Source organism: Pantoea eucrina, from assembly GCF_020079945.1.
In the GTDB taxonomy this organism is placed as follows: Bacteria; Pseudomonadota; Gammaproteobacteria; order Enterobacterales; family Enterobacteriaceae; genus Pantoea; species Pantoea eucrina.
Window position 1 is genome coordinate 2,513,321 of sequence record NZ_CP083448.1, and the last position, 22,571, is coordinate 2,535,891.

Annotated in this window: 22 protein-coding genes; 5 read left to right on the plus strand and 17 right to left on the minus strand. The window is 57.5% G+C overall.

Going from position 1 to position 22,571, the window contains the following annotated elements; translation table 11 throughout:
• Positions 1 to 417: 417 nt before the first annotated feature.
• Positions 418 to 4,308 (minus strand): phosphoribosylformylglycinamidine synthase, encoded by a 3,891-nt coding sequence (gene purL, locus LAC65_RS11995; RefSeq protein WP_039379672.1) that lies wholly within the window; start codon positions 4,306 to 4,308, stop codon positions 418 to 420.
• A gap of 270 nt (positions 4,309 to 4,578) precedes the next feature.
• On the opposite strand from purL, the gene mltF reads away from it, so the two are divergent.
• Complete coding sequence (mltF, locus tag LAC65_RS12000) at positions 4,579 to 6,036, plus strand: membrane-bound lytic murein transglycosylase MltF (protein WP_039379675.1); 1,458 nt, start codon at positions 4,579 to 4,581, stop codon at positions 6,034 to 6,036.
• On the opposite strand, the gene tadA is transcribed toward mltF, so the two are convergent.
• Together tadA and yfhb are read right to left on the minus strand one after the other, a co-directional pair.
• Positions 6,033 to 6,500, minus strand: a complete 468-nt coding sequence (gene tadA, locus LAC65_RS12005) for a tRNA adenosine(34) deaminase TadA (RefSeq protein WP_039379677.1) — start codon at positions 6,498 to 6,500, stop codon at positions 6,033 to 6,035. The genes mltF and tadA overlap by 4 nt on opposite strands.
• An 84-nt stretch (positions 6,501 to 6,584) precedes the next feature.
• Entirely contained in the window at positions 6,585 to 7,223 is a 639-nt protein-coding gene (gene yfhb / locus LAC65_RS12010) for a phosphatidylglycerophosphatase C (protein WP_039379681.1), read from the minus strand.
• A 200-nt stretch (positions 7,224 to 7,423) separates the two neighbouring features.
• Between yfhb and LAC65_RS12015 the strand changes: the two genes are divergently transcribed.
• Positions 7,424 to 8,263, plus strand: a complete 840-nt coding sequence (locus tag LAC65_RS12015; protein WP_039379683.1) for a MurR/RpiR family transcriptional regulator — start codon at positions 7,424 to 7,426, stop codon at positions 8,261 to 8,263.
• 56 nt (positions 8,264 to 8,319) lie between these two features.
• Positions 8,320 to 8,571 (plus strand): YfhL family 4Fe-4S dicluster ferredoxin, encoded by a 252-nt coding sequence (locus LAC65_RS12020; RefSeq protein WP_039379685.1) that lies wholly within the window; start codon positions 8,320 to 8,322, stop codon positions 8,569 to 8,571.
• Positions 8,572 to 8,582: 11 nt separating this feature from the next.
• On the opposite strand, the gene acpS is transcribed toward LAC65_RS12020, so the two are convergent.
• From acpS to trmN, 12 genes are all read right to left on the minus strand, one after another.
• Positions 8,583 to 8,963 (minus strand): holo-ACP synthase, encoded by a 381-nt coding sequence (acpS, locus tag LAC65_RS12025; protein WP_039379688.1) that lies wholly within the window; start codon positions 8,961 to 8,963, stop codon positions 8,583 to 8,585.
• Positions 8,963 to 9,694: a pyridoxine 5'-phosphate synthase gene (gene pdxJ / locus LAC65_RS12030; protein WP_039379691.1), complete on the minus strand. Its 732-nt coding sequence runs from the start codon at positions 9,692 to 9,694 to the stop codon at positions 8,963 to 8,965. Before pdxJ ends, acpS begins: the two co-directional genes overlap by 1 nt.
• Before the next feature lie 70 nt (positions 9,695 to 9,764).
• Positions 9,765 to 10,493, minus strand: coding sequence for a DNA repair protein RecO (gene recO, locus LAC65_RS12035; RefSeq protein ID WP_039379693.1), 729 nt, complete (start codon positions 10,491 to 10,493; stop codon positions 9,765 to 9,767).
• Between the two features lie 3 nt (positions 10,494 to 10,496).
• A complete protein-coding gene (gene era, locus LAC65_RS12040) occupies positions 10,497 to 11,402 on the minus strand; it encodes a GTPase Era (RefSeq protein ID WP_039379695.1) in 906 nt (301 codons plus the stop codon).
• A 48-nt stretch (positions 11,403 to 11,450) separates the two neighbouring features.
• Complete coding sequence (gene rnc / locus LAC65_RS12045; RefSeq protein ID WP_039379698.1) at positions 11,451 to 12,131, minus strand: ribonuclease III; 681 nt, start codon at positions 12,129 to 12,131, stop codon at positions 11,451 to 11,453.
• 111 nt (positions 12,132 to 12,242) lie between these two features.
• Positions 12,243 to 13,214 (minus strand): signal peptidase I, encoded by a 972-nt coding sequence (gene lepB, locus LAC65_RS12050; RefSeq protein WP_039379701.1) that lies wholly within the window; start codon positions 13,212 to 13,214, stop codon positions 12,243 to 12,245.
• A gap of 9 nt (positions 13,215 to 13,223) precedes the next feature.
• Entirely contained in the window at positions 13,224 to 15,023 is a 1,800-nt protein-coding gene (gene lepA / locus LAC65_RS12055) for a translation elongation factor 4 (protein WP_039379703.1), read from the minus strand.
• A gap of 217 nt (positions 15,024 to 15,240) precedes the next feature.
• Positions 15,241 to 15,705, minus strand: coding sequence for a SoxR-reducing system protein RseC (gene rseC, locus LAC65_RS12060; RefSeq protein WP_039379706.1), 465 nt, complete (start codon positions 15,703 to 15,705; stop codon positions 15,241 to 15,243).
• Complete coding sequence (gene rseB / locus LAC65_RS12065; protein WP_039379708.1) at positions 15,702 to 16,658, minus strand: sigma-E factor regulatory protein RseB; 957 nt, start codon at positions 16,656 to 16,658, stop codon at positions 15,702 to 15,704. Before rseB ends, rseC begins: the two co-directional genes overlap by 4 nt.
• Positions 16,658 to 17,317, minus strand: coding sequence for an anti-sigma-E factor RseA (gene rseA / locus LAC65_RS12070; protein WP_039379711.1), 660 nt, complete (start codon positions 17,315 to 17,317; stop codon positions 16,658 to 16,660). The genes rseB and rseA overlap by 1 nt, the downstream gene beginning before the upstream one ends.
• 30 nt (positions 17,318 to 17,347) lie before the next feature.
• Positions 17,348 to 17,923: an RNA polymerase sigma factor RpoE gene (rpoE, locus tag LAC65_RS12075; RefSeq protein WP_039379714.1), complete on the minus strand. Its 576-nt coding sequence runs from the start codon at positions 17,921 to 17,923 to the stop codon at positions 17,348 to 17,350.
• A gap of 363 nt (positions 17,924 to 18,286) precedes the next feature.
• The gene (trmN, locus tag LAC65_RS12080) at positions 18,287 to 19,036 is read right to left on the minus strand and encodes a tRNA(1)(Val) (adenine(37)-N(6))-methyltransferase TrmN (protein ID WP_039385615.1); all 750 of its coding nucleotides are present in this window, start codon (positions 19,034 to 19,036) and stop codon (positions 18,287 to 18,289) included.
• A gap of 136 nt (positions 19,037 to 19,172) precedes the next feature.
• On the opposite strand from trmN, the gene srmB reads away from it, so the two are divergent.
• A complete protein-coding gene (gene srmB, locus LAC65_RS12085) occupies positions 19,173 to 20,501 on the plus strand; it encodes an ATP-dependent RNA helicase SrmB (RefSeq protein ID WP_039379716.1) in 1,329 nt (442 codons plus the stop codon).
• Positions 20,502 to 20,685: 184 nt separating this feature from the next.
• Here srmB and grcA read toward each other — a convergent pair whose 3' ends face one another.
• A complete protein-coding gene (gene grcA / locus LAC65_RS12090) occupies positions 20,686 to 21,069 on the minus strand; it encodes an autonomous glycyl radical cofactor GrcA (protein ID WP_039379718.1) in 384 nt (127 codons plus the stop codon).
• 176 nt (positions 21,070 to 21,245) lie between these two features.
• Here grcA and ung point away from each other — a divergent pair, with 176 nt between their 5' ends.
• Positions 21,246 to 21,923: a uracil-DNA glycosylase gene (gene ung, locus LAC65_RS12095; RefSeq protein WP_039379721.1), complete on the plus strand. Its 678-nt coding sequence runs from the start codon at positions 21,246 to 21,248 to the stop codon at positions 21,921 to 21,923.
• A 47-nt stretch (positions 21,924 to 21,970) separates the two neighbouring features.
• Here the strand turns inward: ung and grpE are convergent, their stop codons facing one another.
• On the minus strand, positions 21,971 to 22,549 hold the full coding sequence (gene grpE / locus LAC65_RS12100) for a nucleotide exchange factor GrpE (RefSeq protein ID WP_039385616.1): 579 nt from the start codon (positions 22,547 to 22,549) through the stop codon (positions 21,971 to 21,973).
• Positions 22,550 to 22,571: the final 22 nt, after the last annotated feature.

The window sequence follows — 22,571 nt, forward strand, 5'->3', positions numbered from 1 at the left end:
AGACGATTATCGGTCAGGTGGACGGCAGGCTCCGTTTGGTGCGTCATTCAGGGTTCTGTGAGCTCTGCCGTAAATTACGGGGCAATCACAGACAGGCGAATGAGCCACGGTCTGATTATAGCAACTATCGTGCCACTTTTTAAAACTCTTTATTTATCAGAGTGGCGCCATAGTACCGCTGCCTCCGGCAGGTGGCTCTGAGCTGCTGACCGCATAAAAGTGTCTCTGCTTAGCGACGCATTTAGCCCGGATTTTTCTGATTAATATAAATCAAAGAGTTAAGTGTCTCCATAAAGAGACAGTGCGGCAGGCGATTTGTCGGAATTGAGCGACAGTCGTCTGCGTCAGATAAAAAAACCGCCCTTTACTGCGGCGGCTTTTTTTTACTGCTTACAGGCACCTGCTGTAAAACGCAGATCAGCCCAGCTGCTTACGCGCATTACGGAAAATGCGCATCCACGGGCTGTCTTCGCCCCACTCTGCCGGATGCCAGGAGTTGCTGACGGTACGGAAGACGCGCTCCGGATGCGGCATCATGATCGTAACGCGACCGCTTTCGTTGGTGACCGCCGTGATACCGTTTGGCGAGCCGTTCGGGTTAGCCGGATAGCTTTCGGTCACTTTACCGAAGTTATCCGTGAAGCGCAGTGCCACCAGGCCTTTTGCTTCCAGCGCCGCCAGATGGGCGCCGTCGCGCACTTCAACAAAGCCTTCACCGTGTGATACCGCAATCGGCATGCGTGAACCTGCCATCCCCTCCAGCAGCAGCGACGGACTGGCCGCCACTTCCACCAGGCTGAAACGCGCTTCAAAGCGCTCAGACTGATTGCGGACAAAACGCGGCCACAGCTCGCTGCCGGGGATCACTTCGCGCAGGTTTGACATCATCTGGCAGCCGTTGCAGACACCCAGCGCCAGCGTCTGCGGACGATGGAAGAAGTTTTCAAACTCGTCGCGCACGCGATCGTTAAACAGAATCGATTTTGCCCAGCCTTCGCCGGCACCCAGTACGTCGCCGTAAGAGAAACCGCCGCACGCCACCAGCGCATGGAACTCCTCCAGGCCGCGACGTCCCGCCAGCAGATCGCTCATGTGTACATCCACGGCGGTAAAGCCGGCGCGATGGAACGCTGCTGCCATCTCAACGTGTGAGTTAACGCCCTGCTCACGCAGCACGGCGATGCGCGGGCGCACGCCGGTGGCGATCATCGGCGCAGCCACATCTTCTTCCGGCCGGAAGGTCAGCTGAGCGTTCAGACCCGGATCGCTGTCGTTTTGCTTCGCCTCATGCTCCTGATCGGCACAGGCCGGATTATCACGCAGGCGCTGCATCTGCCAGGTGGTTTCGGCCCACCAGGTACGCAGCGTCGTGCGGCTTTCGCTGTAGACCGGATGCTCGCCGGCGCGGATCACAAAGCGGTCGCCCGGCAGCGCCTTGCCAATCACATGCAGCGCGCTGCGCAGACCGTGGTCAGCAAATACCTTCTCTACCGCTGCCAGATCGGCCGCGTTGATCTGCAGCACCGCGCCCAGCTCTTCGGTGAACAGCGCCGCCAGCGCATCGCTGCCCAGCGCGGCGATATCCGCCTCAATACCGCAGTGGCCGGTAAAGGCCATCTCCGCCAGCGTCACCAGCAGCCCGCCGTCGGAACGGTCGTGGTAAGCCAGCAGCTTCTGTTCGCTGACCAGCGTCTGGATAGCGTTGAAGAAGCCTGCCAGCTGCGCGGCGTCGCGCACGTCAGCCGGCTTATCGCCCAGCTGGCGATAGACCTGCGACAGCGCGGTTGCGCCCAGCGTATTGGCACCGTTGCCGAGGTCCACCAGCAGCAGCAGGTTATCCTGCTCCGCCTGCAGCTGCGGCGTTACGGTACGCCGGACATCTTCCACGCGCGCAAACGCGGTGATCACCAGCGAGAGCGGCGACGTCATTTCACGCTCTTCATTGCCCTGCTGCCAGCGGGTTTTCATCGACATTGAGTCTTTGCCGACCGGGATAGTGATCCCCAGCGCCGGGCAGAGCTCTTCGCCAACGGCTTTTACCGCTTCGTAGAGGCCGGCATCCTCACCCGGATGTCCGGCTGCTGCCATCCAGTTCGCAGAAAGCTTCACGCGCTTCAGTGAACCAATCGCGGTAGCGGCCAGGTTAGTGAGCGCTTCGCCTACCGCCAGACGCCCGGAGGCGGCAAAATCAAGCAGCGCGACCGGCGCGCGTTCGCCCAGGGCGAAAGCTTCGCCGTGATAGCTGTCGAGGCTGGCCGTGGTCACGGCGCAGTTTGCCACCGGGATCTGCCACGGTCCCACCATCTGATCGCGCGCCACCATGCCGGTCACGGAACGGTCGCCGATGGAGATAAGAAACGTTTTCTCAGCCACCGCAGGCAGATGCAGCACGCGGTTAACCGCATCCGCAACCGTGATGCCGTTACGCTGCAGCGCGTCGCCTTTTGCCTGCTGCCGCGTGACGTCGCGCGTCATTTTTGGCGTTTTGCCCAGCAGAACATCCAGCGGCATGTCGATAGGCTTGTTGTCGAAATGGCTGTCGCTCAGCGAGAGGTGCTGCTCTTCAGTCGCCTCGCCAATCACCGCGTAAGGGGCGCGCTCGCGCTGGCACAGCTCATCAAACAGCGCCAGCTTCTCTGGCGCAACGGCCAGCACATAGCGCTCCTGCGACTCGTTACACCACACTTCCAGCGGACTCATGCCCGGCTCATCGCTGAGAATGTCGCGCAGGTTGAAGTTACCGCCGCGTCCGCCATCGCTGACCAGCTCAGGCATGGCGTTAGAGAGACCGCCCGCGCCGACGTCGTGGATAAACAGAATCGGGTTGGCTTCGCCCAGCTGCCAGCAGCGGTCAATTACTTCCTGACAGCGGCGCTCCATTTCCGGGTTGTCGCGCTGCACTGAGGCAAAATCGAGGTCGGCATCGGACTGACCGGAGGCCATGGATGACGCAGCACCGCCGCCGAGGCCGATGTTCATCGCCGGTCCGCCCAGCACAATCAGTTTGGCGCCCACGACGATCTCGCCTTTCTGCACGTGATCGGCATGAATATTGCCAATCCCGCCTGCCAGCATGATCGGCTTATGGTAGCCGCGCAGTTCAACGCCGTTGTGGCTGTTAACCTGCTCTTCATAGGTGCGGAAGTAACCGTTCAGCGCCGGACGGCCAAATTCATTGTTAAACGCCGCGCCGCCCAGCGGGCCTTCGGTCATGATATCCAGTGCGGTAACAATACGATCCGGCTTGCCGAAATCCTCTTCCCAAGGCTGCTCAAAGCCCGGAATACGCAGATTGGAAACGGAAAAGCCGGTGAGACCCGCTTTCGGTTTGGCGCCACGCCCGGTTGCGCCTTCATCGCGGATTTCGCCACCTGAACCGGTAGCGGCACCCGGCCAGGGAGAGATAGCGGTTGGATGGTTATGCGTCTCTACCTTCATCAGGATATGCGCGGCTTCCTGATGAAAAGCGTACTCGCCCTGCTGCGCATCAGCGTAGAAGCGGCCAACTTCCGAACCTTCCATCACGGCAGCGTTATCTTTATAAGCTGACAGCACGTGATCGGGATGCTGCTCAAACGTATTTTTGATCATCTTAAACAGCGATTTGGGCTGTTTTTCGCCATCGATGATCCAGTCAGCGTTGAAAATTTTGTGGCGACAGTGCTCTGAGTTCGCCTGCGCAAACATATAGAGTTCAATGTCGTTGGGGTTGCGACCCAGATGGGTGAAGGCATCCAGCAGGTAATCTATTTCGTCATCCGCCAGCGCCAGGCCCAGCGTGCTATTCGCCTGCTCCAGCGCCTGACGTCCGGTTCCCAGCACGTCAACGCTCTGCAGCGGCTGCGGCGCATGATGAGCAAACAGCTGCTCTGCCGCCTGCAGATCGCTGAATACGCACTCCATCATGCGATCGTGCAGCAGGCCAGCCAGCTGCTGCCACTGCGCTTCTGTCAGCTGCGGCGCCTGAACATAGAACGCCAGGCCGCGCTCCAGGCGCTTAACCTGCGGCAGATCGCAGTTGTGAGCAATGTCCGTGGCTTTCGATGACCAGGGAGAGATAGTGCCGGGGCGCGGCGTGACCAGCAGCAGACGCCCTTGAGGCGCATGTTCAGCGAGAGAAGGGCCATATTTCAGCAGACGCTGCAGGCGGGCGTGTTCATCCGCGCTGAGCGGTGCGGCAACATCAGCAAAATGGACATACTCGGCGTAAATATCACTCACCGGCAGATGAGCGTTCTGAAAGCGGGTCAGCAGTTTGTTTACACGAAATGCTGACAGAGCGGGCGAACCACGCAGAATTTCCATCATTAAAGATCTCTCGTCTTCGAAGCGCCGGGCGACGCTTCCTTGGGCGCAACAGGGAAAACGGGCGGTATTATAGAGAAAGCGCGCGGGTAACGAAACCGTTTGCGCAGAAAAACTGCCATACGGGATTTGCCTGAATTTTGCGCAAAACTTGCTATATGAGTTGCCCTGTTTCGCTTTGTTGCGCAAAATGCCCCTCGCTCTGGGAGTAAAAAACAATACCAATACTGCCTTTAAAGGACAGAGGCCTGTGAGCCATTAAGAGACAACCATTTGAAACGCCTAAAATTAAATTATCTGTTTATCGGTCTGATCACCGTGCTGCTGGCGCTGGCGCTGTGGCCGGCAATCCCCTGGTACGGGGGCGATCGGGACGCGCTGACAGCGATCAAATCACGCGGTGTGTTGCGCATCAGCACCGTCAATTCGCCACTGACCTATTACACCGTCAATCAGGCACCGGCTGGCATGGATTACGAGCTGGCAAAGCGCTTTGCAGACTACCTCGGCGTCAGGCTGGAAGTCACTGTGCGACCCAGCCTGGGCGATCTGTTTGACGATCTCGATGACGGAAAAGCCGATCTGCTCGCCGCCGGGCTTATCTATAACAGTGAGCGTCTGGCGCACTATCAGGCCGGTCCCAGCTACTATTCGGTGTCGCAGCAGCTGGTTTACCGTATCGATAAGCCGCGTCCGCGCACGCTGGGCGACCTGAAAGGCCGTCTGGTGGTGCAGTCCGGCTCAGCCTATCTCTCCACGCTGCGGGCAGAAAAAGCCAACAGCTATCCCGATCTCGACTGGGCTATCGCCACCGATCAGGGACAGAAAGCGCTGCTGGAGGCGGTGGCTGACGGCAAGCTTGACTACACGGTAGGCGACTCGGTGACCGTGGGCCTGCTGCAGCGTATTCATCCGCAGCTGGCGGTAGCCTTTGATATTACCGATGAAGAGCCAGTGACCTGGTATCTGCCGCGCAATGCTGACAGCAGCCTCAACGCGGCCATGCTCGATTTCTACAGCCAGATGGGTGAAGAAGGCACCATGGCGCGGCTGGAGGAGAAGTATCTCGGTCACGTTGGCACGTTTGATTATGTTGATACCCGCACCTTCCTGCGCGCAATTGACAATACGCTGCCGGATATCAAACCGCTGTTTGAGAAATATGCGGCGAGCATGGACTGGCGCCTGCTGGCGGCGATCTCCTATCAGGAGTCGCACTGGAATCCGCAGGCGACCTCGCCCACCGGCGTGCGCGGCATGATGATGCTGACGCGCAACACGGCGGATAGTCTTAACGTTGATGACCGGCTCGATCCGGAGCAGAGCATTCGCGGCGGCAGTGAGTATCTGCAGCGCATGATGGATAAAGTGCCGGCGAGCGTGCCTGATGACGAGCGCATCTGGTTTGCGCTGGCAGCTTACAATATGGGATATGCGCACATGCTCGACGTGCGCCGGCTGACGGCAAAACAGGGCGGTAACCCTGACAGCTGGGCGGATGTAAAACTGCGTCTGCCGATGCTCAGCCAGAAGCGCTACTATGCGCAAACCGCCTACGGCTATGCGCGCGGGCATGAAGCGTATAACTACGTGGAGAATATCCGCAAATATCAGCTAAGCCTGGTGGGCTATCTGCAGGAGCAGGAGCGCCGCCTGGCGCAGCGTTCAGCGCTGGAGGCGGAGCTGGGCGCCGGCTATCCGGCGGTTGAGCCTAAAATTGCCATGAACTAATCTGCGCGCTGTGCCTGACGCAGCGCGCGCTTCTGCTCGCGTCGCATACGAAAAAAGTCGCTCAGCATGCCGGCGCACTCCTCCGCCAGCACGCCGCAGGCGATCTCAATCTGATGATTCATCCCCGGGTGCCCCAGCACATCCAGCAGCGAACCGGCCGCGCCGGTTTTAATATCTTTCGCGCCGTAGACCAGGCGGGTAATGCGGCTGTGAACCATGGCGCCGGCGCACATGACGCACGGCTCCAGCGTGACATAGAGCGTGGTATCCAGCAGGCGATAGTTATCCAGCACTTTGCCGCCCTGGCGCAGCGCCATGATCTCCGCGTGTGCGGTGGGATCGCACTGGCCAATCGGCCGGTTCCAGCCCTCGCCTATGACTTTATCTCCCTGCACCAGCACGGCTCCGACCGGCACCTCACCCTGCTCCCGGGCACGCTGCGCCAGCTGCAGCGCATAACGCATCCAGTATTCATCAGTTTGTGGCTTCACCGGGTAACTCCTGCAGAATCAAAAGGCGGCGCATTATAGACAAAAACGCCGCGCGATTCACTCCAGCTGCTGCAGTTCACCGCGCGGCGTTACGCGCCAGCGATGCTGGCAGAAAAACAGCAGCGGGTTATCCTGCTTGCTGTCGCTATAGCCGCTGTAGAGCTGCAGCGGCGTGCCAATCTGCTCTTCCAGCTGCGCAACCTTTTCGTGGCCCAGGCAGCGCATCGCCAGCACGCGTCCGCCGCGTCCTGGCCGCATCTGGCTGGCAATCAGTTTCACACGCGGCAGAAAAGCGGAGTCAAAATAGACCTGCTCCACCAGCGACTGCGGTGATCCGGTAATCAGCCACACATCGGCATCGTTGCTCTGCAGGTAATCGGTCAGGCGCTGCTGCACCACCGGAAACGCTACTACCCGCTCGCGGAACCACTGCGCAAACTCCGCTTCACGCGCACGCAGGCACGTTTCGCTGTGCCCGAACGTGATTGCCCAGAGCAGCAGACTCATTGGCCAGCGCGCTGCCCGGCCCTTAATCAGCAGCCCGAGGCCAATAACCGGCAGCAGCGGAACCACCAGCAGCAGATTCAGCGGCTGCCGGCGCAGTAAAAAGCGCATAAAGGTGCCAAACATATCCTGCTGATGCAGCGTGCCGTCCAGGTCGAAAAATACGACGCGACGTTGCGAGTCCTGTGTCAAACCCCTCTCCTTTTTTAAATCAGTTGCTGCTCTACAGTGTAGCCAGCAACCGCGCTTAGCGAAGCTGTGATTTTTAATTCCGCTAGCTACAAAGCCCACTGAATAGTTTATTCTTGGTGTCATGGAATATTGACTATTGCTGCGCATGCTGCGGAGAGGTTAGCCGCGCCATGCTATAAAACCGGGAGTAAGGATCGACCATGAGTTCACTGCTGCGAATCCGTCAGCTCTATCCCCGGCTGGCGCTGAATGAGCGCCGGCTGGCCGACTTTTTACTGTCACAGCCCGATCGGGCGCGCCATCTCAGCTCGCAGAAGCTGGCTGAAGAGGCGGGCGTCAGCCAGTCGAGCGTGGTGAAATTTGCGCAGAAGCTGGGTTATAAAGGCTTTCCGGCACTGAAGCTGGCGCTGAGCGAATCGCTGGCGGATCGCGATGCGATCACCGTGCATAACCATATCCTCAGTGACGATCCGCTGAAGACCGTGGGAGAGAAGTTGCTGACTGAGAAGATCTCCGCAATCCGTGCCACGCTGGATATCAACAGCGAAGAGAAGCTGATGGAGACGCTGCATCTGCTGAAGAATGCCAACCGCATTCTGCTGGTGGGTATCGGGGCATCCGGTCTGGTGGCGAAAGATTTCTCCTGGAAACTGATGAAAATCGGTATTAACGCGGTGGCAGAGCAGGATATGCACGCCCTGCTCGCCAGCGTTCAGGCGATGGCGCCGGGCGATGTCCTGCTGGCCATCTCCTACACCGGCGAACGACGCGAAATCAATCTGGCAGCACAGGAAGCAGCCGCTATCGGTGCGGATGTGGTGGCCTTTACCGGTTTTACGCCAAATGCGCTGCAGCAGTGCGCGTCAATCTGCCTCTATACCGTTGCAGAGGAGCAGAGCACGCGCAGCGCGGCAATCTCCTCAACCAGCGCCCAGCTGGCCCTGACAGATTTGCTGTTTATGGCGCTGGTGCAGCACGATCCGGAGCGGGCATCGAGCCACATTCGCCACAGCGAAGCGCTGGTGAAAAAGCTGATATAAGCGTTAAACCAGCTTATAATGACCGCGTTTTTAATGAGGATTAACGGACGTGAAGAATGGCGTTACTGATTACGGCGAAATGTATTAACTGCGACATGTGTGAGCCGGAGTGTCCCAATCAGGCTATCGCGCTGGGTAAGGCGATATATGAAATCGATCCGGCACGCTGCACCGAGTGCGTGGGACATTATGAAACGCCAACCTGCCAGAGCGTCTGTCCTATCGACAATACGATTGTCAGCGACCCACAGCGCGCCGAAAGCCGCGACGCGCTGTGGGAGAAATTCGTACAGCTCTGGCCGCACTGAGCGCGTAACGCTCAGTCCTCGATGATCACCGTGGCACAGGCGTAGTGGCGCTCATCAGCCAGCGTCACGTGCACGCGCTGCACGCCCAGCCGTTCAGCAATGATGCTCGCCTGCTCAAAAAAGCGCAGACCCGGTTTTCCCAGCGCATCGTTGAACACCTCAAACTGATTAAACGCCAGTCCGCCGCGGATCCCGGTGCCAAAGGCTTTGGCCGCCGCCTCTTTCACGGCGAAGCGCTTGGCAAGGAAACGCACCGGCTGCTGATGCGCCTGATACTGCTGCCACTCCGCGTCACTCAGTACGCGGCGCGCCAGGCGATCGCCGGATCGTTCGATAACGCCGGCGATGCGCTCAATTTCCACGATATCGCTGCCGAGGCCGAGAATCGCCATCAGCGCCGCGCTTCCCGCATCAGCTGCTTCATTTCGCTTACCGCATCTGCCAGCCCGCTGAAGAGCGCGCGGCCGATGAGGGCATGGCCGATATTCAGCTCATGCATCTCCGGCAGCGCCGCAATGGGCTGCACATTGTGATAAGTCAGTCCGTGGCCGGCATTGACCTTCAGCCCGAGAGAGGCAGCGTAGTGCGCTGCTTCGCGAATACGCATTAGCTCGGCGTCACGCGCCTGCCCTTCCGGCGCTTCGGCGTATGCGCCGGTATGAATTTCGATATAAGGCGCGCCGCTGGCAACCGCTGCGTCAATCTGCCGGCGGTCGGCATCGATAAACAGTGACACCAGTATGCCCGCCTCTGACAGCTGCTGTACCGCTGCGCTGACGCTCGCCTGCTGGCCCGCCACGTCCAGGCCGCCCTCCGTGGTGACCTCCTGACGCTTCTCCGGCACCAGGCAGACAAAGTGCGGCCGGATGTCACAGGCGATGGCGATCATCTCATCCGTGACCGCCATCTCCAGGTTCATCCGCGTCTGAATGGTATCGCGCAGAATACGCACATCGCGGTCGGTGATATGCCGGCGGTCTTCACGCAGATGCACGGTAATACCATCAGCGCCCGCCTGCTCGGCCACGAAAGCGGCCTGTACCGGATCGGGATAGTGGGTGCCACGCGCGTTACGTACGGTAGCGATATGATCAATATTGACGCCTAACAGCAACTCAGCCATAACTACGCTTCTCTTTATTTAATGTCAGTGCAGTGTATCGCGACGATACGTTCAGGTGGTCTGACCGCCGCTACGCCTGCGGCGCATCGGGTTTCTTCTTTGGAATAAACTGGCGAAACAGCTCCTGACTCTTCAGCGGTTTGCCGCCGAGATAGGGCTTTAGCGCAATGCGCGTAAAGCGCTTGGCGGCCCGCAGGCTATCGGCATCGGGGAAACTGCGCGCTTCAATGGCGCGCAGCTGGTGACCGGTAAAGCTGCGCTGATTCAGCACCAGGCTGGCGATAAAGCCCTTCTCTTCGCGGTAGCTGTAGGTCATGGCGTCATCGATCGCCTCGCCGCTGCCGGCGCAGTGCAGAAAATCGACGCCGTAGCCGAGATGCCCGAGCAGCGCCAGCTCAAAACGGCGCAGCGCCGGTTCCGGCGAGGCGGTGCCGGCGGCCAGCTCCTGAATACAGTTCAGGTAATCGAAGAAGAGTTCAGAAAAGGGGATCTCCTGCTCCAGCACGCGCGACAGCAGTTCATTGACATAGAGACCGCAGTAGAGCGTGATGCCGCTGAGCGGCAGCGCCAGCGAAACCGCTTCGGCATTACGCAGCGTTTTGACTTCACCGCGTCCGCCCCAGCGGACCAGCAGCGGCGTAAAAGGCTGCAGGGTGCCTTTCAGCTGAGAGCGACGCGAGCGCGCGCCTTTAGCCAGGACGCGAACGCGGCCCTGACTTTCCGTAAAGAGATCGAGCAGCAGGCTGGTTTCGCTGTAGGGGCGACTATGCAGCACAAACGCGCGTTGCCAGCCTTCCATCAGTTACAGATCGTCTGTGTAGCCCAGGCTGCGCAGCGCACGTTCGTCGTCTGCCCAGCCCGATTTAACTTTCACCCAGAGCTCAAGGTGCACTTTGGCTTCAAACATCTCTTCCATGTCACGCCGCGCTTCAATGCCGATGGTTTTGATTTTCGAGCCTTTATTGCCAATTACCATTTTCTTCTGGCCTTCACGCTCTACCAGAATCAGGCCATTGATGTCGTAGCCGCCGCGCTCATTGGCCACAAACTGTTCGATCTCAACGGTCACAGAGTAAGGCAGTTCGGCACCGAGGAAACGCATCAGCTTTTCGCGGATGATCTCCGAAGCCATAAAGCGCTGTGAGCGGTCGGTGATGTAATCTTCCGGGAAGTGGTGCTCCGCCAGCGGCAGACGCTTACGGGCAATCGCTGCGATGGTATCGACGTTTTTGCCATTCTCAGCAGAGATAGGCACGATATCGAGGAAATTCATCTGCTGGCTCAGGAACTGCAGGTGCGGCAGCAGGATACTTTTATCCTGAATGTTATCCACCTTGTTCACCGCCAGCACCACCGGGACTTTGCCGTCGCGCAGCTTGTTGAGCACCATCTCATCATCCGGCGTCCAGCGCGTGCCTTCCACGACGAAAATTACCAGCTCCACGTCGCCAATTGAGCTGCTGGCAGCACGGTTCATCAGGCGGTTGATCGCCCGCTTCTCTTCCATATGCAGCCCGGGTGTATCCACGTAGATCGCCTGATAAGCGCCCTCGGTGTGGATGCCCATAATACGGTGGCGCGTGGTTTGCGGTTTGCGTGAGGTGATCGAGACCTTCTGCCCCAGCAGCTGGTTCAGTAAGGTTGATTTACCGACGTTGGGCCGGCCTACAATCGCGACAAAGCCGCAATAAGTTTCGTGTTCGCTCATTCGGGTCCTGACTTAGTCAGCGCCGGGATGGCGCTGTCGTAAAACAATTTATTCGAGTCCAAGCTTAATTAAAGCCTGTTCGGCGGCAGCCTGTTCCGCTTTGCGGCGGCTGGAGCCTACGCCCACGACCGGATCGGCCATGCCACTCACCTGACAGTGAATGGTGAACTCCTGGTCGTGCGCTTCGCCCCGCACCTGCACCACCAGATAGGAAGGCAGCGGCAGATGGCGACCCTGCAGATACTCCTGCAGGCGCGTTTTGGGATCTTTCTGTTTATCGCCCGGGCTTATCTGCTCCAGACGGTTCAGATACCAGTCGAGAATCAGCTTCTCAACGGTCTGGATATTACTGTCGAGGAAGATGCCGCCAATCAGCGCCTCTACCGTATCCGCAAGGATCGACTCGCGACGGAAGCCGCCGCTTTTCAGTTCGCCTGGTCCAAGACGCAGGCACTCGCCCAGTTCAAACTCACGCGCCATCTCAGCCAGCGTATTGCCGCGCACCAGCGTGGCGCGCATGCGGCTCATATCGCCTTCGTCCACGCGCGGGAAGCGGTGATAAAGCGCGTTGGCAATCACATAGCTGAGAATTGAATCGCCTAAAAATTCAAGCCGTTCGTTATGCTTGCTGCTGGCGCTGCGGTGTGTCAGGGCCTGCTGCAAAAGTTCCGGATGAGTAAAAGTGTAGCCCAGTTTGCGCTGCAGCTTAGTAATGAGAATGGGGTTCATGCGATTCCAGTTGTTCTGTGCGTCTGTAACTCTGCATACGAAACAGGGCTGATAGCAGCGCGTTCTGTTTCGTGTGCAGTGGCTTCCTGTCAGACAGGAAGCCACCCGTATTTAGTGAATGCCGCCGATACGGCTCAGGCGTACGCCTGTCGGCCACTCACCTTCCTGTTTTTCAAAGCTCATCCAGATAGCGACCGCTTTACCGACCAGATTCTTCTCAGGCACAAAGCCCCAGTAGCGGCTGTCGGCACTGTTGTCACGGTTGTCGCCCATCATGAAATATTGACCCTTCGGTACCACCCAGGTCGCCTGCGGCTGGCCCGGCTGCTGATAGTACATGTTCGCCTGACTCTGCGCCTCATTCACCAGCAGAATATTGTGCGTCACATCGCCCAGCGTCTCTTTGCGCGTCCCGAGACGCAGGCCACCGCGCAGCGTTTCACCCTGCGGTTTCCGGAAGAAGCCGTTGCCGGTCTCGTTGCCGTCAAAGCCGCTGAACGTCTGGATAAAGTCGCTTGGCTCAATATTGGTATAGGTGACCGGCAGCGCCGTATCACATTTGCCGTTACCGCAGCCGGGATTGATGGTCAGCGTTTTACTGAACGGATCAAACATCACTTTATCGCCCGGCAGACCAATCACGCGCTTGATGTAGTCAACGCTGGGATCTTTCGGATATTTAAACACGGCGACATCGCCGCGCTTTGGATGTCCGGTCGGGATCAGCGTGGTCTGCGTAATGGGATCTTTAATACCGTAGGCAAACTTCTCCACCAGAATAAAGTCGCCAATCAGCAGCGTGGGCATCATTGAGCCGGAGGGGATCTGAAAGGGTTCAAAAATAAATGAACGTACAATCAGTACCACCGCCAGCACCGGAAATACCGATGCCGCCGTTTCAATCCAGCCTGGCTGCGCAGCCACTTTCGCCAGCGTTTTGCTGTCGAGCGAGTTACCCGCCTGCGCCTGTGCAGCGGCCTGTTTTGCCCGACGCTCAGGTGCCCACTTCACGCGATCGATACACCAGATGATGCCGGTCAGCAGCGTAGCGATAACCAGAATCAGGGCGAACATGTTAGCCATTGTGGTTCCTTATTTGCTGTCTTTACCGACATGCAGAATGGCGAGGAAAGCTTCCTGCGGCAGCTCAACGTTGCCGACCTGCTTCATGCGTTTCTTACCATCTTTCTGTTTCTGCAACAGTTTTTTCTTACGGCTGACGTCACCGCCGTAGCATTTTGCCAGGACGTTTTTACGCAGCTGCTTCACGGTGGAACGCGCAATGATGTGGTTGCCAATCGCCGCCTGAATCGCGATATCAAACTGCTGGCGCGGGATCAGATCTTTCATCTTCTCCACCAGCTCGCGACCGCGGTACTGCGAGTTATCGCGGTGGGTGATCAGCGCCAGGGCATCAACGCGCTCTGCGTTAATTAATACGTCCACGCGCACCATGTCTGACGCCTGGAAACGCTTGAAGTTGTAGTCCAGCGACGCATAGCCGCGCGATGTCGATTTCAGACGGTCGAAGAAGTCGAGTACCACTTCAGCCATCGGGATATCGTAGGTGAGCGCGACCTGGTTGCCGTGGTAAACCATATTGGTCTGCACGCCGCGCTTCTCCACGCACAGGGTAATCACGTTACCCAGATACTCCTGTGGCAGCAACATGTGACACTCTGCAATCGGCTCACGCAGCTCTTCAATATTGTTGAGCGGCGGCAGCTTGGCCGGGCTGTCAACATATACCACTTCGCCATCGGTGGTTTGCACTTCATACACAACCGTTGGCGCAGTGGTGATCAGATCGAGATCGTACTCGCGCTCCAGGCGCTCCTGAATGATCTCCATATGCAGCAGACCCAGGAAGCCGCAGCGGAAACCAAAGCCCAGCGCGGTTGAACTCTCTGGCTCATAGAATAGAGAGGCGTCGTTCAGGCTCAGCTTGCCGAGCGCGTCGCGGAATGACTCATAGTCATCTGAACTCACCGGGAAAAGACCGGCATAAACCTGCGGTTTGACCTTTTTGAAGCCAGGCAGCGCTTTATCTGCCGGGTTGCGCTGCAGCGTCAGCGTATCGCCCACCGGCGCACCCAGAATGTCTTTGATGGCGCACACCAGCCAGCCCACTTCCCCGCACTTCAGTTCGGTGCGGTCAACCTGTTTGGGTGTGAAGATACCCAGGCGGTCAGCGTTATAAACCTGACCGGTACTCATGACTTTGACCTTCTCGCCCTTGCGCAGCGTACCGTTTTTAATACGGATCAGGGAAACAACGCCAAGGTAGTTATCGAACCAGGAGTCGATGATCAGCGCCTGCAGCGGGCCATCCGGATCGCCTTCCGGTGCCGGAATATCGCGCACCAGGCGCTCCAGCACATCCGGCACGCCGATGCCGGTTTTAGCCGAGCAGCGCACGGCATCTACGGCATCGATACCCACGATATCTTCAATCTCTTCGGCTACGCGCTCAGGATCGGCAGCGGGCAGGTCGATCTTATTCAGTACCGGTACCACTTCCAGATCCATTTCCATGGCGGTATAGCAGTTCGCCAGCGTCTGTGCTTCAACGCCCTGTCCTGCATCGACCACCAGCAGCGCCCCTTCACAGGCCGCCAGCGAGCGGGAAACTTCATACGAGAAGTCTACGTGGCCCGGGGTGTCGATAAAATTGAGCTGGTAAGTTTCACCGTCTGGCGCTGTGTAATCGAGCGTGACGCTCTGCGCTTTAATCGTAATGCCGCGCTCGCGCTCCAGATCCATGGAATCAAGAACCTGCGCCGCCATCTCACGATCGCTCAGGCCACCACAAATCTGAATCAGACGATCGGAGAGCGTTGATTTGCCGTGGTCAATGTGAGCAATAATAGAGAAATTTCGTATGTGCTTCATTTATATGAATATCTTCACGTAGAGAATCAGTTGAAAACGTGAGCACAGACACATTCAGGCAAGCGATCTTTACCCGGAACCCTGTCGGCCTCATTAATGACGTCGCATATTACACTGTTAACGCCGCGCGTTAAAGAATGGAACCTGTGGGATTTGCAACAGAATTCAGCGGGTAAGCGGAAATGAAAAGGCCGCACAGCAGGCGGCCCGGGCGGCATCAGCTGACATCTTCAACCCGCAGCGCATCAGGCGGAAGCGCCACGCTGAGGATCACCGGCTGAAAGGCTTCGCGTCCGGCATAGCGCGATGAAACGCCTTTGGCAATGATAAATCCTCCCACGCCGCCAAGCAGCGCCCCGCAGGCGGCCGCGAGGTCGCTGTGAAACAGCATCTGAAACAGGCCAGCCACAGCAAACAGGCCAAACAGCGGCGTCATATAGACCAGCAGCGCTGAGCCGAGCAGGCTGCTTTCGCGAATGCCTAACTCAATGCGCTGACCCGGCTGTAGCGGCTCAGCGCTGGGAATGGTCATGACATGGGCGTTCTTCGGCCCCAGCTTGTTGAGCGCATGGCTGCCACAGCCTTTACGCGCTGAACAGCTGTTGCAGGAAGTTTTCGCTTCGGAATGCAGCGTGGCAATGCCATCCTGCCATGCCACCACGGTGGCCCACTCTCTCATCATTTCTTTGCCCCTGCATCAATAGCGCTGGCGATACGTTTCGCGGTTGCGGGCGGTAATTCGCCCACCACGGTGATCTCCTGATTATCGCGCACAACGGTCTGCACCGTACGACGTCCCGTGCGCAATTGCTGAGGCACGCTATTTTTATCGGCAGGCGCAATGTTAATGGCAAAACTGAACAGCCCGTCGCTGTAGAGACGCGATTCAACGGTTTTATTCATAGCGGGTATTGCGCGACGACTCTGCGAAATCAGCTTCATGCCTGCCGGTATCCAGCCAGGCTGCCAGTTAAGCTCCACTTTGTCTCCCGCCGGCAGGGAGAGCGACGGCGGCAGATTTGCCTTCTCAAGCCCCTGCATCAGATTGCGCACGCCCTCATCCACTGCAAAGCTGATAACGCGGAACTGCTCCAGCGTTTCACCATCGCGATCCAGCAAATCGATGCGCAGCGGCAGTTTGGTATCCACGTCCAGCCAGACCACATAGCTGTAGCGCGTACCGTCACGGGAGACAATACGCACAACTTCGCACATCTGGTCAGCCATACGCGATCGCCCTACCGGCACAAAGTCATACGCCTGACCCAGCCGGGAGAAATCAGCAAACATCAGTGAAGGCAGCGCGTCGATAATATGGTTGCCCGGCAGTGAGAACGGATCCAGCCCGGGTTCAAAATAGCTGATTTCGTTACCGCGCTGGATCACTTCACGGCGCGGACCATCCATCTGCAGCAGCTGCGCAAAGACGCGCTTATCCACCATGGCGTGACGATAGCGCAGAGACTCAATGCCCAGTCGTGAGACATTAATATACGCAAATTCATAATTGAGATTTTGAGTCGCCTGCTCCATCTGCTGTAACAACGCCCCGGAAGACGACGTCTGTGCCGGGGCGGTTGATGTCCAGAGCAGGCTGCCGGCCATAAGGCTAACGGCGCACCAGAGCTGCTTCATTACTGCTGTTGAGTTCCTAACGACTGCGTTCCGGGAACGGTGGCCTGCGCCTGCTGCGGTACGCTGTTTTCAAACTGTACCTGATCGGCATGCAGACGGCGCTGCAGTTCATAATCCTGCAGCATGGCGTTAACGCGACGCCGCTGATCCTGAACCTGCTGATTTGAACTGTTGGTTTCAAAGGCATCAGACGGTACGCCCAGGCTTACCGGTGATGCTTTACCCATCATCGGCAGCGTATTGAACGCCGGAGCATCTGAGGATTCTGCTGCCCCACCGGCAGAAGAGCCGTTGTAATGCTGCACGCCGACAATGACCGCCAGTGATACGCAGGCGGCTACGCCAATTTGCGTGACTGATGCCACCCAGCTGCCACCGCGACGCCAGAACGGCATTTTTTGCCAGCGTGCCGGTTCCGGCTGCGCTTCAGGGATCAGCGGTGTTGCCGCAGGGCGCAGCGGTTCATTTTCAATGGCTGCGGCCACGCGGGCGGAGATATCAAAATGCAGCACTTCGCCTACATCCCCGCGAAGGGTGTCGCGAATAAGATGGTAGCTCTCCCAGCTTTTTTGAAGTTCGACATCCTTTGACAACGAGGACAACAGCTCGCTGTCTAACGTTTCACCATCCATTAAAGCGGAAAGTTTTTCTTTCTGCATGCCTTGGTACCCTTTCAGTAGCCGTTATCACTAACGTTGGATAAGCGGTTGAACTTTGTTATCAATGGCTTCCCGGGCACGAAATATGCGCGATCGGACAGTACCAACCGGGCAATCCATAATGGCAGCGATCTCTTCATAACTCAGACCATCCAGCTCCCGGAGCGTGATAGCCATACGGAGATCTTCAGGAAGTGACTCAATTGTCCGAAAAACAATTTGTTTCAGTTCGTCAGACAACATTAAGTTCTCAGGGTTCGATATTTCTTTTAACGCGCCCGCACTTTCGAAGTTTTCTGCATCAATTGCATCTACGTCGCTGGAAGGCGGACGACGGCCCTGAGCCACCAGATAATTTTTTGCCGTGTTTACCGCGATGCGGTAAAGCCACGTGTAAAAAGCGCTATCCCCGCGGAACGACTCCAGCGCGCGATAGGCTTTGATAAATGATTCCTGTACCACATCGGGCACGTCACCCGAAGGGACATAGCGTGAAACCAGGCTCGCCACTTTATGCTGGTATCGGACTACCAGTAAGTTAAAGGACTTTTGATCTCCTTTCTGAACCCGCTCAACGAGAACCTGATCCGTTAACTGCTCGCTCATCCGAGGTAATGTCTCCCCAAAACTCTTTTATGCGTAAGTGGACTGCCAGCACATCTCATACCCGTGAGCAAGCATGCGCTTTGAGTTCTGTTCTGGCCTGAAGTTCACTACGACCTGTTTTTTCGTCGCGGCATTGCAACCCGTTATGACGTAGCGGCTGACCCGCTTTCAATAGCTTATGCAGTGCCGATCGGTGCTGGCAGAGTAGCGTAAGGCGATCTCTTTTTCATCTTTATTACTCTTCTTTTCAGCATAGCTGACGGCAGCGCGCAAAATTCGCCACTTTGCAACACGATGCAGCAGGGATCCTGCGAACGTAACGACAGATCGCGACCGCTGCTGCAGTATGGTGACAGCCAATACTCAGCGGAAAAGATAGAAGTCTGTCACCAGGCTCAGCCAGTCAGCGGAGTAGCTTTTATCTTCATTGCGGATCGCCAGCCGCTCCTGTATCAGCTCGCCTGCCGCAGGTGAAAAGCCCAGCACCAGCCGGTTGGGTGGCCGCTGTGCATAAGGCGCAACGTCGTAGCGCAGCCGCAGATGCCAGCCATCGGCGCGGGCAAGCTGCACCAGCGCCTCGCCGCTCTCCACCGGCAGCACCACGCAAAACAGCCCCTCTTCTTCGATAAGCTGTGCCGCGCACTGCAGCAGCGCGGCGTGATCGAGCGTGGCGGTGCTGCGCGCCGTGTCTCGCGCGACGCTGGATGAGGCCATACCGGGCACAAAGAAAGGTGGATTGCTGACGATCAGCGAATAGCGTTTTTCACACCGGCTGCTCCAGTTAAGGATATCCGCCTGGTGCACGGTGATACGGGCGCCCCACGGCGAGGCCTGCACATTCTCCTGCGCCTGCGCGGCGGCTTCGCTATCAAGCTCGACCGCATCCAGCGTAACCTGTTGCGGCGTGCGCTGCGCCAGCATCAGGGCGATAAGCCCGCTGCCGCAGCCAATATCCAGAATACGCCGTGCCCCGGCCACCGGCGCCCACGCCCCCAGCAGCACGCCATCCGTGCCAACCTTCATTGCACAGCGATCGTGTGCGACAAAAAATTGTTTAAACGTAAACCCATCTTTTCTTAATGTCGCCCGTGCTGGCGGCTGGTACTGAGACATGCTTTCGGCCATTGAATTGTTATCTGGCGAGAGTGTAACGTGGTCGCACAATGAATTCATCTGCGCCTGATGAACACAAACAGATGAAGATTGCGGCCGATCTGTCTATAATCAGCGCCCCAAACTGAGGTAGAACATGACAGTAACCACATTCTCCGAACTCGAACTCGACGAAAGCCTGCTGGATGCCCTGCAGGAAAAAGGCTTCACGCGCCCGACGGCCATTCAGGCTGAAGCCATTCCTGCCGCGCTGGAAGGCCGTGACGTGTTAGGTTCGGCACCCACCGGAACGGGGAAAACCGCCGCCTATCTGCTGCCCGCATTACAGCATCTGCTGGACTTCCCGCGTAAGAAGTCGGGTCCGCCGCGTATCCTGATCCTCACCCCTACCCGCGAACTGGCGATGCAGGTGGCCGATCAGGCGCGTGAGCTGGCGAAGCATACCCATCTGGATATCGCCACCATCACCGGCGGCGTTGCCTATATGAACCACGCTGAAGTCTTCAGCGAAAATCAGGATATTGTGGTGGCGACCACCGGCCGTCTGCTGCAGTACATCAAAGAAGAGAACTTTGACTGCCGCGCGGTAGAAACACTGATTCTCGATGAGGCGGACCGCATGGTCGATATGGGCTTTGCCCAGGATATCGAGACCATCGCCGGTGAGACGCGCTGGCGCAAACAGACGCTGCTCTTCTCCGCCACGCTGGAAGGCGAGCACATCAAAGATTTTGCTGAACGCCTGCTCAACGATCCGGTCGCGATTGAAGCCGACCCGAGCAAAAGCGAACGCAAACGCATTCAGCAGTGGTACTACCGTGCTGATAACCTTGAGCACAAGACCAAACTGCTGGTGCACCTGTTAAAGCAGCCGGAAGTGAAGCGTGCGATTGTGTTTGTGCGCAAGCGTGAACGTCTGCACGAGCTGGTGACCTGGATGCATGAAGCGGGCCTGCGCAGCAGCTACCTCGAAGGTGAGATGGTACAGGCGAACCGTAATGAAGCGATTAAACGCATCAACGATGGTCGCGTCAATGTGCTGGTTGCCACTGACGTTGCGGCGCGCGGTATCGATATTGATGACGTGACTCACGTGATCAACTTTGACCTGCCGCGTACGGCAGATACCTATCTGCACCGCATTGGCCGTACCGGCCGCGCCGGACGCAAAGGGATCGCTATCTCGCTGGTTGAGGCGCACGATCACGTTCTGCTGGGTAAAATCAGCCGCTACGTTAATGAGCCGCTGAAATCACGCGTGATTGATGAGCTGCGTCCTGAGTCGCGTGCGCCGAGTGCTAAAGTCACCGGAAAGCCGTCGAAAAAGGCGCTTGCCAAACGCAAAGAGAAGAAAGAGAAAGAAGACGAAAAGCCGCGCGTGAAAAAACGCCATCGTGACACCAAAAACGTGGGTAAACGCCGCAAGCCAAGCGGATCAACCACGCCGGAGTCAGGTGCGGAATAAAACGTCACTGCAGTAAAAAAAGCGCCTGAACCGGCGCTTTTTTTTTACGTTCAGCTGGCCTTAAGGGCCACTGACAGGCGGGTCAGCGCGAACGCCGGTAAATGTCGCATTTTAATCAACGCATGCGTTCCGGGCCGCTTCCGCTCTGACCTGCAGCATGAGCAACTTTTCATCGCTGCTTCAGTTACAGGCTCTCTGTAAAAGTACGGGTGATGACATCGCGCTGCTGCTCGGGCGTCAGGGCGTTAAACCGCACGGCATAGCCGGATACGCGGATAGTCAGCTGTGGATACTTTTCGGGATGCTTAACCGCATCTTCCAGCGTTTCCCGCTGCAGTACATTGACGTTAAGGTGCTGTCCGCCCTCAACGCGCACCTGCGGTTTCTGCTCCAGGGGAACTTCACGGTACGCCATCTCGCCCAGCTCGCTCAGGGCAACCACCTGATCCTCCTCATAAAGGCCTCTGGCGCACAGACAGCGCGCCTGCCCCGCCTCTTCATCCAGCAGCCAGAATGAGTTCAGCAGCAGCGGGTTATGGGTTTGGGTAATTTGAATGCCGGTAATCATAGCGATCTCCAGAAAGGGGCGTTCTGATCTGAACGCCGTTGACAGATAGACAGGCTGGTATATCACCGGGACGTCGCCAGCGCCTTGACCTGCATCAAGCTGAAACGGCAGGGTTAATCCTTCTGCTCCCGCGCTGAAGCAGCTAAGCTAAGGAAAACTATCGTCAGGAGTTAACCATGAGTGACAAGCTGACCTGGCACGATGTGCTGGCAGATGAAAAAGAGAAACCCTATTTTAAAGAGACGCTGCAGGCGGTTGCGCAGCAGCGCGCAGCGGGCGTGACCGTTTATCCGCCACAGAAAGATGTGTTTAACGCGTTTAAACTGACAAAACTGGGCGATATCAAGGTGGTGATTTTGGGTCAGGATCCCTATCACGGACCGAATCAGGCGCACGGCCTGGCTTTTTCGGTGCTGCCCGGCGTGGCCATCCCGCCCTCTCTGCTTAATATGTACAAAGAGCTTGAACAGGATATCGACGGCTTTCAGCGCCCGCAGCACGGTTTTCTGGAGAGCTGGGCCACGCAGGGGGTGATGCTGCTGAATACGGTACTGACCGTTGAGGCGGGCAAAGCACACTCGCACGCGCGGCTTGGCTGGGAGACGTTTACTGACAGGGTGATTGATGCAATCAATACGCACCGTGAGGGCATGATTTTTCTGCTGTGGGGATCGCATGCGCAGAAGAAAGGCAGCATCATTGATGCGCAGCGTCACCATGTGCTGAAAGCGCCCCACCCCTCTCCGCTCTCTGCACACCGCGGCTTTTTAGGCTGCCGGCACTTTTCGCAGACTAACGCGCTGCTCAGCAAGGCGGGAGAAACGCCGATCGACTGGACGCCGGTACTGCCCTGAAACAACAACGGCCGCGTCAGGGCGGCCGCTGTGATGTACTATTCTGCTCAGGCTTTGGCTTTAGAGACCGCCACCATCGCCGGACGCAGCAGGCGACCATTCAGGGTATAGCCACGCTGCATGACCATCAGTACATGGTTCGGCTCAACCTCATCCGATTCCATCATCGACATCGCCTGATGCAGATCCGGGTTGAACGGCACGCGCGTTTCGCCAACGACTTCAACGCCAAACTTGCGTACGGCGCCAAGCAGGGATTTCAGCGTCAGCTCGATACCTTCAATCATTGAGGCGAATTCGGTATTCTCTTTGTCAGCCACTTCCAGCGCGCGCTCCAGGCTATCAATCACTGGCAGCAGCTCGTTGGCAAATTTTTCCAGCGCAAATTTATGCGCTTTTTCGACGTCCATTTCTGCACGGCGACGGATGTTTTCAATTTCCGCCTGCGCACGCAGCTGCGCTTCACGTACGCCACCCTGCGCCTGGGTCAGCTCCGCTTCCAGTTGCGCAATGCGCTCATCACGCGGATCCACCTCAGTTGCTGTCTCCGCGTCCGCCGGCTGTTGATCCTGTTGAATTTCGTCTGAGACTTGCTCGTTTGGGGGGTTCTGTTCTTTACTACTCATGAATTTCTCCGCGTTTTGCACA